Source organism: Levilactobacillus enshiensis (genome assembly GCF_007115095.1).
GTDB lineage: Bacteria > Bacillota > Bacilli > Lactobacillales > Lactobacillaceae > Levilactobacillus > Levilactobacillus enshiensis.
Genome location: NZ_SULH01000001.1, coordinates 159,132 through 171,992 on the forward strand (window position 1 = coordinate 159,132; position 12,861 = coordinate 171,992).

The 12,861-nt window shown below is 48.6% G+C and carries 11 protein-coding genes; 9 read left to right on the forward strand and 2 right to left on the reverse strand.

Annotated elements, in window-relative coordinates; genetic code table 11:
• Positions 1 to 9: 9 nt before the first annotated feature.
• The gene (locus tag FAY32_RS00715; RefSeq protein ID WP_404820112.1) at positions 10 to 465 is read left to right on the forward strand and encodes a GNAT family N-acetyltransferase; all 456 of its coding nucleotides are present in this window, start codon (positions 10 to 12) and stop codon (positions 463 to 465) included.
• A 99-nt stretch (positions 466 to 564) separates the two neighbouring features.
• Here FAY32_RS00715 and FAY32_RS00720 read toward each other — a convergent pair whose 3' ends face one another.
• Complete coding sequence (locus tag FAY32_RS00720; protein WP_143461415.1) at positions 565 to 2,823, reverse strand: glycoside hydrolase family 3 C-terminal domain-containing protein; 2,259 nt, start codon at positions 2,821 to 2,823, stop codon at positions 565 to 567.
• A 688-nt stretch (positions 2,824 to 3,511) separates the two neighbouring features.
• Between FAY32_RS00720 and FAY32_RS00725 the strand changes: the two genes are divergently transcribed.
• The 7 genes from FAY32_RS00725 (at position 3,512) to FAY32_RS00755 (ending at position 11,237) form a co-directional block, all read left to right on the forward strand.
• Positions 3,512 to 5,152: a peptide ABC transporter substrate-binding protein gene (locus FAY32_RS00725; protein ID WP_143461416.1), complete on the forward strand. Its 1,641-nt coding sequence runs from the start codon at positions 3,512 to 3,514 to the stop codon at positions 5,150 to 5,152.
• Positions 5,153 to 5,349: 197 nt separating this feature from the next.
• Positions 5,350 to 5,898 (forward strand): DNA-3-methyladenine glycosylase I, encoded by a 549-nt coding sequence (locus FAY32_RS00730; protein ID WP_143461417.1) that lies wholly within the window; start codon positions 5,350 to 5,352, stop codon positions 5,896 to 5,898.
• A 584-nt stretch (positions 5,899 to 6,482) separates the two neighbouring features.
• The gene (locus FAY32_RS00735; protein ID WP_143461418.1) at positions 6,483 to 7,307 is read left to right on the forward strand and encodes a MetQ/NlpA family ABC transporter substrate-binding protein; all 825 of its coding nucleotides are present in this window, start codon (positions 6,483 to 6,485) and stop codon (positions 7,305 to 7,307) included.
• A gap of 31 nt (positions 7,308 to 7,338) precedes the next feature.
• Positions 7,339 to 8,412 (forward strand): methionine ABC transporter ATP-binding protein, encoded by a 1,074-nt coding sequence (locus tag FAY32_RS00740; RefSeq protein WP_404820113.1) that lies wholly within the window; start codon positions 7,339 to 7,341, stop codon positions 8,410 to 8,412.
• 40 nt (positions 8,413 to 8,452) lie between these two features.
• Positions 8,453 to 9,097 carry a methionine ABC transporter permease gene (locus FAY32_RS00745; protein ID WP_191988132.1) on the forward strand — a complete coding sequence of 215 codons (645 nt, stop codon included), beginning with the start codon at positions 8,453 to 8,455 and terminating at the stop codon, positions 9,095 to 9,097.
• Positions 9,098 to 9,693: 596 nt separating this feature from the next.
• Positions 9,694 to 10,602 (forward strand): DMT family transporter, encoded by a 909-nt coding sequence (locus tag FAY32_RS00750; protein WP_143461896.1) that lies wholly within the window; start codon positions 9,694 to 9,696, stop codon positions 10,600 to 10,602.
• Between the two features lie 11 nt (positions 10,603 to 10,613).
• Positions 10,614 to 11,237, forward strand: coding sequence for a histidine phosphatase family protein (locus FAY32_RS00755; RefSeq protein WP_143461420.1), 624 nt, complete (start codon positions 10,614 to 10,616; stop codon positions 11,235 to 11,237).
• A gap of 59 nt (positions 11,238 to 11,296) precedes the next feature.
• On the opposite strand, the gene FAY32_RS00760 is transcribed toward FAY32_RS00755, so the two are convergent.
• On the reverse strand, positions 11,297 to 11,512 hold the full coding sequence (locus tag FAY32_RS00760) for a P8 family protein (protein WP_143461421.1): 216 nt from the start codon (positions 11,510 to 11,512) through the stop codon (positions 11,297 to 11,299).
• A gap of 207 nt (positions 11,513 to 11,719) precedes the next feature.
• Between FAY32_RS00760 and FAY32_RS00765 the strand changes: the two genes are divergently transcribed.
• Entirely contained in the window at positions 11,720 to 12,703 is a 984-nt protein-coding gene (locus tag FAY32_RS00765; RefSeq protein ID WP_143461422.1) for an aldo/keto reductase, read from the forward strand.
• The last annotated feature ends 158 nt before the right edge of the window (positions 12,704 to 12,861 follow it).

The window sequence follows — 12,861 nt, forward strand, 5'->3', positions numbered from 1 at the left end:
GGAGTGCCAATGAAACCGATGATTCAGAAAAGGTTTATCGAGTTAAGTTCACAAGACCTGTTTCAAATTTATCAGCTGCGAGTGGCGGTCTTCGTGGTGGAACAAAATTGTGCGTATCAGGAGGTCGATGATCTGGACCTGACGGCGCAACACTTGCTGCGCACCGATGACGCCGGTCATTTAATTGCATATGCACGACTGATGGACGAGGGGCAACAGGTGCGAATCGGTCGCGTCGTTGTGGCTCCATCGGCTAGAAAACAAGGTGCGGGTCGTGACTTAGTCGCGCATGCCATTCAAGCGGCTAAAGCCACGTATCCGGCAGCAAAACAAATTGTGATTCAAGCGCAGGCTTACCTACAGAAATTTTACGCCTCGTTTGGGTTTCAGCCAGTCAGTGAGGTCTATTTGGATACAGGGATTCCCCATCTGGATATGGTTTTACCGGTGGATCATGAACAATAGGATTGACTAAATTTAGCACGTACAAAAAAGGCCTGAGGCGTTGTCTCAGACCTTTTTTGGGACCAAAGGTATGGTATGAATCAATTGTCATGCGTTAAATTATCGCCGTTGATTGGCAACGAAAATAAAGTTATTGATTAGTTTAGCAGGTGTCCCTAAGGCGATGACGGCCCGCAACGGCATGTTCAGGAACATGCGGTCCTGCAAGGCTAGCGACTCGCCATTTTCATCGGTATCGACGAATGGATTACCACTATTGTCGCCATTAGCTTGTGGCGCGATGATGGTTTCCTTAAAGATCTTCAGGAGTTCGGGATCTTGAATAATCGTTGACAGGTAAGTCTCACTCGTAACGGGAGCCGGCGAATTCTTGAAGTCCATGGTGAGCTTCGTTTGCAGGCGCATATCGCGAGAAGATTCTCCAATCATAATTTCGTAGTCGCCAGAGTCAGCCTGCCACCGGTGATTGCGTTCGCACCACCAGCTAAAGTCACGTCGTTCCAGCTTGAGGGTAACGGGTTCAGTCTTACCGGGTTCCACCATGATCTTGGTAAATGCGCGCAATTCCTTAGTCGGCATTGGTGCGTGAGAAGCGTGATTGGCCACGTAGAGTTGGGGAACCGCTTGGCCCGCATAGTCGCCCGTGTTAGTCACATCAAAGGTGACCGTTGCACCGCGTTCATTTTGGTCGATCGCCAGATTGGTATATTCAAAGCTGGTATAGCTCAGGCCATGACCAAACGGGAAGAGAACGTGCATTTCGTGGGTGTCGTAGTAACGGTAGCCCATGAAGATGCCTTCGGAGTAGTATTCGTGATGCGGATCTTGACCGAAAGTCGGCGACATCGGTGTGTCAGTTAGCTTCAACGGGAAGGTCTCGGCCAAATGCCCGGATGGGTTGACGGCACCGGTGATGACATCCCAAGTAGCTTCACCCACGGCTTCACCGGCCAAGTAGGTTTCAACGACGGCCGCAATATTCTGAATCCAAGGCATTTCGACCGCAGAACCGTTTTGCAAGACGACAGTGGTGTGGGCGTTCACCTTGGATAAGCTCCCAATGAGGTCCGTTTGGTTTTCGGGTAACATCAGGGAAGACTTGTCAAAGCCTTCTGATTCGGCACTCGCAGGATACCCCGCGAAAATGATGACGTGATCCGCCGTTTTGGCTGCCTTTAAGGCCGTTTGAACTAAGCTATCGTCAGTCTCGCTCTGATCAATCCGGTAGCCAGGGTAGTAGTCAGCGCTGAGACCACTCTTTTTCAGAGCGGCTAACGGCGTCACGAGATCGCTGGGATTGACGTGAGAACTGCCGGCACCCTGATAACGAGGATGGTCGGCCAGTTCACCAATCACGACTACTTTACCGGCATGGTCCGGCGTCAATGGCAACTCTTGTTGATGGTTCTTGAGCAAGACAATCCCATCATCGGCCAGTTTCCGAGCAAACTGGTGATGCGCAACATGGTCGTACTTGCCGGGCTTAGGCGCTGGTAACCAGTTGTCGACCACGTGAAGTAAGTGGCGCACGGACTTGTTCAGCGTGCCTTCGTCCAGCTCGCCGGTTTCAACGGCGTGAATGATTTCGTCCACGGAAGCCTGTCCCTTACCGGGCATTTCCAAATCAAGGCCAGCGCGCAATGCAGCTGGGTGGTCGGCAACCGCACCCCAGTCAGACATGACGGCGCCATGGAAGCCCCATTCGTCACGCAAAATTCGGCGTAATAGGCGTTGATTTTGCGAGTTCAGCGTGCCATTGATCTTGTTATAAGAGGTCATGACGGTTGCGGGTAAGGCCGCCTTAATAATAATTTCAAACGTGCGTAAGTAGAGTTCACGCAGCGTCCGTTGTGACATGTCACTAGAGGCTGTGAACCGTTGATTTTCCCGGTTGTTGGCAGCGAAATGCTTGACCGAAACGCCGACGTGCTTGGATTGTACCCCCTGAACGTAGGCACTACCCAGCTTTCCGGCAACTAGGGGATCTTCGGAGAAGTATTCGAAATTCCGACCGCCCAGTGGGGAGCGCTTTAGGTTGACGCCGGGTCCCAGCAATAAGCTGACTTGTTCGGCCCGAGCTTCTTCGCCAAGGTGTTCGCCTAATTGACGTAACAACGGTTGATTCCAAGTGCTGGCGTTTAACGCGGCAGCAGGATAGGTAATTGCCGTGACGGCGGCGTTAATGTCGTTGGCCCCGGCACTTGAATCCTGTTTTCGTAACCCCGAGGGGCCATCCGTCATCATCAAGGCGGGAATATCTAAGCGGTTAATTGCGGCAGTGTACCAATTGTTTTTACCCGAAAGTAAAGCCGCCTTTTCTGGTAGCGTGAGTGCAGCAAGCGTTCGTTCGATGTCCATACGTTCAAATCCTTTCTACTCGTTCATTATTTCTAGTATACCGTTTTCATTGCGGAGATGTTAGCGGTTCACGAATATCTTAAAAGATAGATTGCATAAAAATAGCCAGCTCACGGCTATTGGAATTTCGATTGTCGTCTAGCAGAGCAGCCGATGTCTTATGCGCTTAAAGTAGTCGCTAGGGGTGCGGGCAAGTTGGTAGAAACCTGGTCAACGCCATTGTCGTGGCTGGCGAATTCGGCGATTAATTTCAACCGACCTGCTAATGCACTAACACGATAAATTCATGAAAGACGCAACGATAAGACGCTGTTATATCAACAATTGAAACGGTTACATTCTTTTGACGAAAACAAAACTTTTGACAAATGTTTTGAAGTAGGGTAACTTTAAGTTTGTGCAATCCAACTAATTACAAAAAGTAAGGAGGAAAAATTACGATGATGATCAACGCAAATCAAGTTCAATTGATGACTGCCGCATGTTGCGAATGTAACGTGTGTTCTTTGCGTTGCTCAAATTCGTGATTTTTCGGCTAAACCGTAGCAATACATAACGACGACTCCGGTTGTCAGTGTAGCGGGTTACCTTTCACGATGCGAGTGAAGGGTAACCCGCTTTTTCTGTACCATGGCCAATTTAGGGATTGCACACCACTAAATTTGAGGAAAAAAGGAGCATTAAGTTTATGAAGAGATGGACTGGATTTGGATTAGTCGCTGCAGTGATTGCTATGGGCCTGGGGTTAGCAGCTTGTGGCCAATCATCGTCAGCAGCAAAACCCTCGCAGGTGCTCCGGCTGCCGGCGACGGCACAGTTAGACACCATCGATCTCGCCAAAGCAACGGGTTATGGTCAGACAGGAAACGTATTTGAAAGCTTTTATCGGTTGGGGAAGAACGGCAAGGTAGCCCCCGGACTAGCTGATACGGCGCACGTTTCTAAAGACAAAAAGACGTGGACGTTTCACATTCGGGACAACGCGAAGTGGAGCAACGGCGATAAGATTACTGCGCAGGACTTCGTTTACTCTTGGCGACGAACATTAACGCCAGCGACCAAGTCGTCTTACACGAACATGTTCTCCGGCATCAAGAACGGGGATAAGATTATTGCGGGAAAGGCTAATCCCGACACCATTGGGATTAGCGCTAAGAACAAGCAGACGGTCGTTATTCAATTAGAGAAGCCCATTGCCTACTTTAAGATTTTGATGGCGTACCCGTTATTTGCCCCACAAAACGAAAAGGTGATCAACAAATACGGTAAAAAGTACGCCACCAAGTCACAGTACATGGTGTACAGCGGCCCATTTAAAATCACAAACTGGACGGGGACTGGCAACACCTGGTCCTTCGTCAAGAACAATCAGTACTGGGATAAGCAGGTCGTGAAGCTCCACCAGATCAACTACCAAGTGGTCACGAATCCGCAGACGGGGCTGAGTCTGTATCAAAATAAGAAGTTGGACTTCGCCCAGCTGTCAAACGAGCAGGTGAAGAATTATAAGAATAACAGTGCGTTTCAGGAATATCCATATTCCATTGTGATTCACTTGAAGTACAATTTCCAAGATGCCAACAAGGAAAAACGGCGGATCATGAGTAATCAAAATATTCGGCAAGCGATTGCGCTGTCCATCAACCGCAGTCAGCTGACAGAGAAGGTGCTGGGGGATGGTTCCGTGACGCCAACGGGTTTCGTCGCCAGTGGTTTAGCGCGTGACCCCAAGACGGGTGAGGACTTTGCCAAGCAACAGGCTGTGAAGAACACGACGACTTACAACCCAACTTTAGCCAAGCAGAAATGGGCGGCCGGTTTGAAGCAGTTGGGCATTAAGCAGGTCGACCTGAGCATCATGGCGGGCAACGATGACGTGGCGGCTAGCACCGTGACGCAGTACCTGAAGAGTGCTTTGGAGAAGAATCTCAAAGGTTTCAATCTGGCGATTCAAAATGTCCCCGCTTCCGTTGCCCAGTCGCGGTCGACTAGTGGTGACTTTGATCTGTACCTATCTCACTGGGGCGCGGATTTCAACGATCCCATTTCCTTCCTTCAGATTCCAGTCAGCTCAAATTCGTTGAACTATGGCAAATGGTCGAACAAGGCCTATGACAAGTTGATTGCTAAGGCCCAGAATCAGGATGCCGGTAACGATGAGGCCCGTTGGCAGGATATGGTTCAAGCGGCTAAGCTGATCAACAAGACGCAGAGCTTCACGCCACTTTACCAAGCGAACTATGCTTACCTCCAACGGACTGACGTGAAGGGCATCATTCATAACACGGCCGGAACGCAGTGGAGTTACAAGTACGCTTACATCAAGTAAAAAATAAGGCGTGTTGCCGGCCCGTGGGCAGATTTACTGGGGCTAGTCGGACGTGTGGTGCAAGTGTTGCTGGACTCTAACTGTAAATAAGCCATTGGGATAGTCCTTGCCAGGAACAGTCGTGGCGGGGACTGTCCTTTTGTTTAGCCTCGGTCTTTGCTATAGTAGATGGAGATTAGTGAAGGGCGTGACGAAACATGGCAATTGGACCAGATGACGGTCGGCAGTGGGAGACGGACGGGGTGCAGGAGTATCAAGCTTACTTTGGGACGCCCACTCACGACGACCACGTCTTGTTCGAACTGTTAACGGTCGGTGTCTTCCAAGTTGGTTTGAGTTGGCAGGCAGCGGCTAGTAAACTTCCCGTTTATCGCCGGGTCTTTGCGGGGATGGATCCACAGCGGGTAGCTGGTTTCGAGTTAGAAATCGATGGTGACCGGATTGCACAGGACCCAACGATGATTCGCAACGGCCGGAAGATTCGGGCCACGATTCAAAATGCACGGGCGTTGTTACAGGTTCAACGGGAGTTTGGTAGTTTTGCGGACTATCTGTGGGAATTCGTCAATGGGACGCCGCTGCTCCTACCGGCGGTGACACGCGATGAGTTGACCAACCAGTCAACGCTGGGCTCGGCAGTTGCTAAGGATCTTAAACGTCGGGGATTCAAGTTCGTGGGCCCGGTGGTCACGCACATGTTCTTACTGGCGGCTGGTATCTTGAAGGAACAGGTTCTGGACGACTAGGTCGGTCTGGTCAAAAAATGATGGCTAGCCGTTAATTTCTGCAATCTGCTTCGGTGTTTGTGTGAAATTTGAGTGAGAAGTTAAGCTTGACTGAAACCGATTTAGTTGTTACGCTGGTGGTCAAATCCCAGCTTGACGGGGCTTGCTATAAAATAATTTATAGCAATTCTTGCTTGACACCGGATTAAAGTTGCATTAGACTTACTGATAAATTAAGCGATTGAAAACAATGTGATCAGGAGAGTAACCATCGTTACCGGTTTCAAGAGAGCCCACGATTTGCTGCAAGTGGGTAACCAACGACGGGGTGAAGATGGCCTGAAATGAATTGGCACTGCTAAGTCCTAGTGATGAGGTGGTGATGACTGGCACTCATTATCGTGCACGCACTTTAAGGCGAAAGCTGGCGAGTGTTAATGAGGAGCTGGGCATCTTTTTAGCCTAACTTAAATTAGAATGGTACCACGACAAAGTTCGTTTCTATTAATTTAGGAGCGGACTTTTTGTTTTGGTCGCTGTTTTCAATTGTGGCGTTTCGTATTGCGGATGGATTTAAAAATAGGGATATCAAAGGGGTTTTAAGAATGAAGAAATCATTTAAACATATTAGCTGGCTCTTATTATTGTTGATTCCATTATTGATTGTTGCTGGTTGTGGCAAGTCCGCTTCCAAGAACACCACGGTTAAGGTTGGTATCATGGGTTCCGATGAAAAGATTTGGAAACCAATCCAAAAGAAGTTGGCCAAGGAAAACATTACGATCAAATTGACCACGTTTACGGATTATAACCAGCCTAATTCGGCACTTTCTAATCACGAAATCGACATGAATTCGTTCCAACACACCTACTTCTTGGATGCTTGGAACAAGGCGCACAAGTCTAATTTAGTTGGTATTGCGAACACTTACTTAGCCCCACTGCGGTTGTACTCCAAGAAAATCACCAAGGTTTCTCAAATCAAGAAGGGTGACCAAATCACCATTCCCAATGACGCGACTAACGAAGGCCGGGCCTTACATTTGCTGGAATCTGCTGGTTTGATCAAGGTTGACCCTAAAGTGACATTGCCAACACCTAAGAATATTACACAAAACAAGTTGAACTTGAAGATTACGCCACTGGATGCAGCTCAGACGCCACGGTCATTGTCTGATGCTACCGCTGCAGTTATCAACAATGAATTTGCTGCTGGTGCTAAGCTGGATGCGAAAAAGGCATTGTTCCAAGAAAAGGTCAACAAGGCGTCCAAGCCATACATCAACATTTTGGCTGTCAACAAGTCTGACAAGAATAAGGCAGTCTTCAAGAAAATCATCAAGGCGTACCAGACGGAATCAACTAAGAAAGAAATTCAAAAGGCCTACGATGGCTTATCCATTCCTGCTTGGAATTTGAAGCTGAAGTAGACGCATTTGCCGGCATTGGCGAGTAAGGAGAATGAAGTTAGTGACTAACGAAGCGATTATTCAATTAAAAGATATCGACGTAACCTTCCATAATAAAGGACAAACCGTTGAAGCCGTCAAGCAGGTTTCGTTGACGGTCAACCGGGGTGACATTTACGGCGTCGTCGGCTATTCCGGAGCGGGGAAGAGTACGCTCGTCCGCGTAATTAATCGGCTCCAGAAGCCAACTGCCGGTAGCGTTGAGGTAAACGGTCAAGACATTTTGGCGTTGAGTTCCCATGAATTACGGACGGCGCGGACCAAGATCGGCATGATCTTTCAACACTTTAACCTGATGAATTCCCGGACGATTGCGGACAACGTTGACTATCCCTTGAAGGGCGGCAAGTTGTCGCGTAGTGAACGGCAGGAGAAGGTTGCGCATCTGCTTGATTTGGTGGGCTTAACGGAAAAGGCGACGGATTATCCCGCGCAACTATCCGGTGGGCAAAAACAACGGGTTGCCATTGCCCGGGCACTGGCTAACGATCCTGAGATTTTGATTAGCGATGAAGCGACGAGTGCTTTGGATCCCAAGACGACGTCAGCCATTTTGGAACTGTTGAAACGGTTGAATAAGGAATTGGGCCTAACGGTGGTCTTGATTACCCATGAAATGGAAGCCGTCAAGGAAATCTGTAACAAGGTGGCCGTCATGGAATCCGGCGAAATCATCGAGCGTGGCGATCTGGTGACCATTTTCAGTCAACCTAAACAGCCATTGACGAAGGACTTTATCAACACCGCGACGCAGATTAATCAGGCGTTGGAAAAGATTTACCGACAGGCTAGCACGCTAGGCTTAGACGATCATCATCAACTGGTTCAACTACAATATGTGGGAGCAACGACTGATGCACCGCTGATTACCGAGCTGTACAAACGGTACGAAGTCGTCTCAAACATTCTGTATGGGAACGTTGAAATTTTACAGGACACACCGCTGGGGAACCTGATTGTTGTGATGACCGGGGAACCCGACAAGTTGAAAGCGGCTTGGCAATATTGTCAGGACGCTGGGATTACCATTACGCATTTAAAGCCAAAGAAACCGGGGGTGGCCTAAATTGGGTTGGTTCGCAAAGTATTTTCCAAACGCAGTGACGATGAAGAGCGAGTTCATCCAAGCAACGGGTGAGACGCTGTACATGACGGCCATCACCGCAATTATTGCTGGGGTTATCGGGATGGCAATTGGGATTGGGTTGATTGTGACCCAACCTGGTGGCATTTTAGAGAACCGCATTGTCTATAACATTTTAGATAAGTTCGTTAACCTGTTCCGGTCAATTCCGTTTGTTATTTTACTGGCAATCATTGCGCCAGTTACACGGCTAATTGTCGGAACGGCGATTGGAACGACTGCAGCTATCGTGCCGCTAGTCATTGGGTCTGCCCCGTTTTATGCGCGGCAGATACAAAATGCGCTAGCTGAGGTGGATCGTGGTGTGATTGAAGCCGCTGAATCGGTTGGTTCCGGTCCCATTGCCATTATCTTTCGGGTGTATCTCAAGGAAGGTTTGGCGGATATTATCCGTTCTTCCGTCCTAACGTTGATCAGTCTGATTGACCTGACCGCCATGGCTGGTGCCATTGGTGGTGGTGGCTTAGGGAACTTGGCCGTCAACATCGGGTATAACCAATTTCAAATCGACGTGATCTTCCTCGCCATGTTGATCATTTTAGTCATCGTCTTCATCATTCAATTGGTGGGTGACTGGTTAGCCCGCCGGGTCGACCATACGGCCTAGGCCGCGGGTACAACGCACTGGACAGGTTATCGTCTTCCGCGAGAGATTGAATTGATTCTGAATAGTCATCGTATAGTGACTGTAGCCGAAGGGTTGCGGTCACTATTTTATTTATAAGAGTATTGGGTTTACGGGTTTACATTGGACGGCTATACTCAATAGAGAATAAGCGAAAATGGGAGCAGCCCAAACGGTTGCTCCCATTTGTGATGAAGAGATGTCTAAATGACTAAATAGAAAAATAGGCTAACCAGATGAGGGGGTATCGGTCGTTTAAATGGTGACACGAAAAAATTGAGATTTTAGACATTTTGCCGTCAAATTCTAATGGTCGTCCGGTAAAATAGAAAAATTATGGACAGTCTAAGTGGGGTGCACGCTGGTCGTCAGGGCCCGTCTGTAGCTTGAGGAGTACTTCTCCAGTCCAGTTCAAATTGCGTGAATGGTTGGGTGAGCGTTAGTCAATAGCGACAAGCTCAGTTTAGCCAAGAGCACACTTTAACAATTACATTTAAGATGCATACCGCCACTACGGGTATGGGAGAGAAAGGATTTATCACGTTTTGAAGAATATTGGAGCACCGACGGAAAACGTCATGAAGGGTATCTTTTGGGCCACCGTTGCGTCGGCCATGTTTGGGGTTTCGGGAACGGTTTTACAGTTTATTTCGCAGGGACAAGCCATTCCCGCCAGCTGGTTTTTATCCGCTAGAACGATGGGCGCCGGCGTTATTTTACTGATTATCAGTTTTATTTTATACGGTAAGAAAACGTTCGCCGTTTTTCATAGTTGGCGGGAGATCTTTTGGATGGTCGCCTACGCGCTCATCGGGTTGGGTGCCAATTTACTGACCTTTTACATTGCGGTTCAAAGCGGGAATGCGGCGGCTGCGACCATTCTTCAGTACTTGAGTCCTTTATTTATTGTGCTAGGAAGTCTATTATTTAAACATGAGCGGCCATTGCGAAGTGATTTAATCGCTTTTGGTGTGGCACTGGTGGGGGTCTTCCTGGCCATTACGCGGGGGAATATCTCGCAACTCGCGATTCCGTTAGATTCTCTACTTTGGGGAATCGGTTCCGGAATCACGGCGGCCTGTTATGTGGTTTTACCCCGGCCATTAGTTCGGGATTATGGTCATGCACCGATTACAGTGTTGGGTTGGGGAACGTTTATTGCGGGGGTCGTTTTTAACTTATACCACCCCGTATTCATGAACATGCCGCCAATTACAAGCACACTGATCGGGTCAATGGCAACGGTGATCATCGTCGGGACGATTCTGCCGTTCTCATTATTACTTTACAGTAGCCATTTTGCGCCATCCGATGTCATTAGTATCGTGGATGCCACGCAACCGGTGATTACCTTTGTGTTATCGATTCTATTTTTAAGCTTGAAAATTACAATTGCGGAAGTGATTGGGTCGGTGTTGGTCATTGTGGCCATTTACCTGTTACAACAAGGACGCCGGAAAATCGAAACGCAGTTTGAGAAACAATAGGAAGTGACAATATGACGACTTTTGATTGGATCCGTCACGGGCAAACGCAGGCAAACGTGGACCAGGTCATGCAAGGACAACTAGACAGTGCCGTCACACATTTAACGGTAACTGGGCTCCAACAAGCAGAACGGGTCGCACAGTGGCTGCGTGGCCGGTCGTACGATCAAATCGTCAGCAGTCCACTCCACCGCGCACGCCAAACGACGGCCGCACTGACTGAAGTGTTACCATTAACCCCGCAGTTCGACGACCGTCTCATGGAAGTAGCCTATGGGGAGTGGACAGGCGAAAACTTTGTTGGCTTACGTGAGCAACGACCACAGGATTTCGATGCGGTTACTGGGGAAGCCTTGCCAGATGTCTTACGGACGGTTGGTGGCGAGTCTTACCTGGCCATCCAACGGCGGGTTGGTCAGTGGTTGGCGGAAGAAGTAGTCGACCACCCAAATGACCATATCTTGGTGGTCAGTCATGGCCTCACCATCAAGGCCACGGCCTTGTTGATGATTGGTGCACCGGCGACCACGGCCTTGCCTGAACCGGCGAATACCAGTGTGACTCAGATGATGATTGATCCGGCTACGGGCCGGCGTTATTTGACGGCTTATGGGGTCACGCCTAAATTAAATTAGAAGTTGAAAAAAGAGTCTGGGAATTAATCCCAGACTCTTTTTTAGGTTGAAACAGCCGGTTACTTCTTGAGGTTTTCTTCGACGTAAGCCCGAACTTCATCGTCAGACTTAGCATCGATCTTCTTCATAGAAGCTTCAGATTCATCGGTGTTGTGACCATTGGATTCCATGAAATAATCCCACAATGCGTCACGAACAGGCATATCCTGATCGGACCAGTCGAATACATCCTTCATAATTTCATCCAATAAAGCAGTCTTAAATACAACAGCCATAACCAATTACCTCCAAAATGAAAATTGGGGTCAGCGGTTTCTGTTTTTGGCATATGCCACCGGCTTCAAGTTCATGGTAGTCCTTTTAAACGCGAATGGTAAATATTTCGTTGCCAAGATTACTGGAAATCGTTGACGGTCTTAGTAAAAACCGGCAGAATAGGGTGGAGAACGTCAATCAAGACGGCTGAAAGGTGAGGACTTAACATGGATTACCGGGTATTAGGTAAAACGGGTTTTAAAATTAGTGAAGTTTCCTTAGGAACGTGGCAGCTTGGTTCAAAGTGGGGTGATCCCTTCGATGAAAAGGATGCCCAAAACACGTTAGCTGCGGCCTACGATGCGGGAGTTAACTTCTTTGATACGGCCGATATTTATCAAGATGGTCAGAGTGAACGGGCTTTGGCTAAGTTTATCAAGGGCAAGCAAGATAAAGTTTTCGTGTCGACTAAGATTGGCCGGAAGCTAGATCCCCACGTTGCCAGCGGCTACACGGCGGAAAATTTAACGAAGTTTGTTGAAGAGTGCCTGACCAATTTGGATGTCGACGCTTTGGACAATGTGTTATTGCACTGTCCACCAACACCGGTTTACTACACGCCAGAAGTATTCTTCACGCTTGATCAGTTGAAAAAAGCGGGGAAGATCAAGAACTATGGCGTCAGTGTTGAACGGGTCGAGGAAGCCATGAAAGCCTTAGACTACGACATCTCTGCTGTTGAAATTATTTACAACATGTTCCGGTTACGGCCAGCCGATAACTTCTTCAAGATGGCCAAGGAACATAACGTTGGGATTATTGCCCGAGTGCCATTGGCCAGTGGTTTATTGAGTGGTAAATACACCATGGCGACCACGTTTGGCAAGGAAGACCACCGGACATTTAACCGCCACGGCGAATCCTTTGACCAGGGGGAAACCTTCTCTGGCGTGGATTATGCGACTGGGGTTAAAGCAGCTGATGAGTTGAAGGACCGCTTGGGTGCCGGCAATCAGTTGGCACAAATGGCGTTGCGTTACATCTTGATGGCCGATGCGGTCAGCACGGTGATTCCGGGGGCTTCTAAGCCAGAACAAATCACACGTAACGTTGCCGCGGCCGAATTGCCAGCCTTTACGGCAGACCAGATGGCCATTGTTCGTGACGTTTACGATAAATACATTAAGAATCCGGTTCAATATCGCTGGTAAAGCGTCAATGAGCTAGAGACATGGCAAACGTTCAGTTGTCAATGAAGCTAAGCGACGGGTTCAAGGCGTCATAAAGGGCACCGCTATGGTCTGAGAAATCAGATGGTAGCGGTGCCCTTCGTTTAACAGGTACTTCATTGTAGGTCGGGGTTGAGGCA

Excerpts from the sequence above, each read along its gene's own strand:
- FAY32_RS00745 (WP_191988132.1), top strand. The coding sequence starts at position 8,453 with ATGAAGAGCGAGTTCATCCAAGCAACGGGTGAGACGCTGTACATGACG.
- FAY32_RS00740 (WP_404820113.1), top strand. The coding sequence starts at position 7,339 with ATGAAGTTAGTGACTAACGAAGCGATTATTCAATTAAAAGATATCGAC.
- FAY32_RS00715 (WP_404820112.1), top strand. The coding sequence starts at position 10 with ATGAAACCGATGATTCAGAAAAGGTTTATCGAGTTAAGTTCACAAGAC.
- FAY32_RS00755 (WP_143461420.1), top strand. The coding sequence starts at position 10,614 with ATGACGACTTTTGATTGGATCCGTCACGGGCAAACGCAGGCAAACGTG.
- FAY32_RS00750 (WP_143461896.1), top strand. The coding sequence starts at position 9,694 with ATGAAGGGTATCTTTTGGGCCACCGTTGCGTCGGCCATGTTTGGGGTT.
- FAY32_RS00735 (WP_143461418.1), top strand. The coding sequence starts at position 6,483 with ATGAAGAAATCATTTAAACATATTAGCTGGCTCTTATTATTGTTGATT.
- FAY32_RS00765 (WP_143461422.1), top strand. The coding sequence starts at position 11,720 with ATGGATTACCGGGTATTAGGTAAAACGGGTTTTAAAATTAGTGAAGTT.
- FAY32_RS00730 (WP_143461417.1), top strand. The coding sequence starts at position 5,350 with ATGGCAATTGGACCAGATGACGGTCGGCAGTGGGAGACGGACGGGGTG.
- FAY32_RS00760 (WP_143461421.1), bottom strand. The coding sequence starts at position 11,512 with ATGGCTGTTGTATTTAAGACTGCTTTATTGGATGAAATTATGAAGGAT.
- FAY32_RS00720 (WP_143461415.1), bottom strand. The coding sequence starts at position 2,823 with ATGGACATCGAACGAACGCTTGCTGCACTCACGCTACCAGAAAAGGCG.
- FAY32_RS00725 (WP_143461416.1), top strand. The coding sequence starts at position 3,512 with ATGAAGAGATGGACTGGATTTGGATTAGTCGCTGCAGTGATTGCTATG.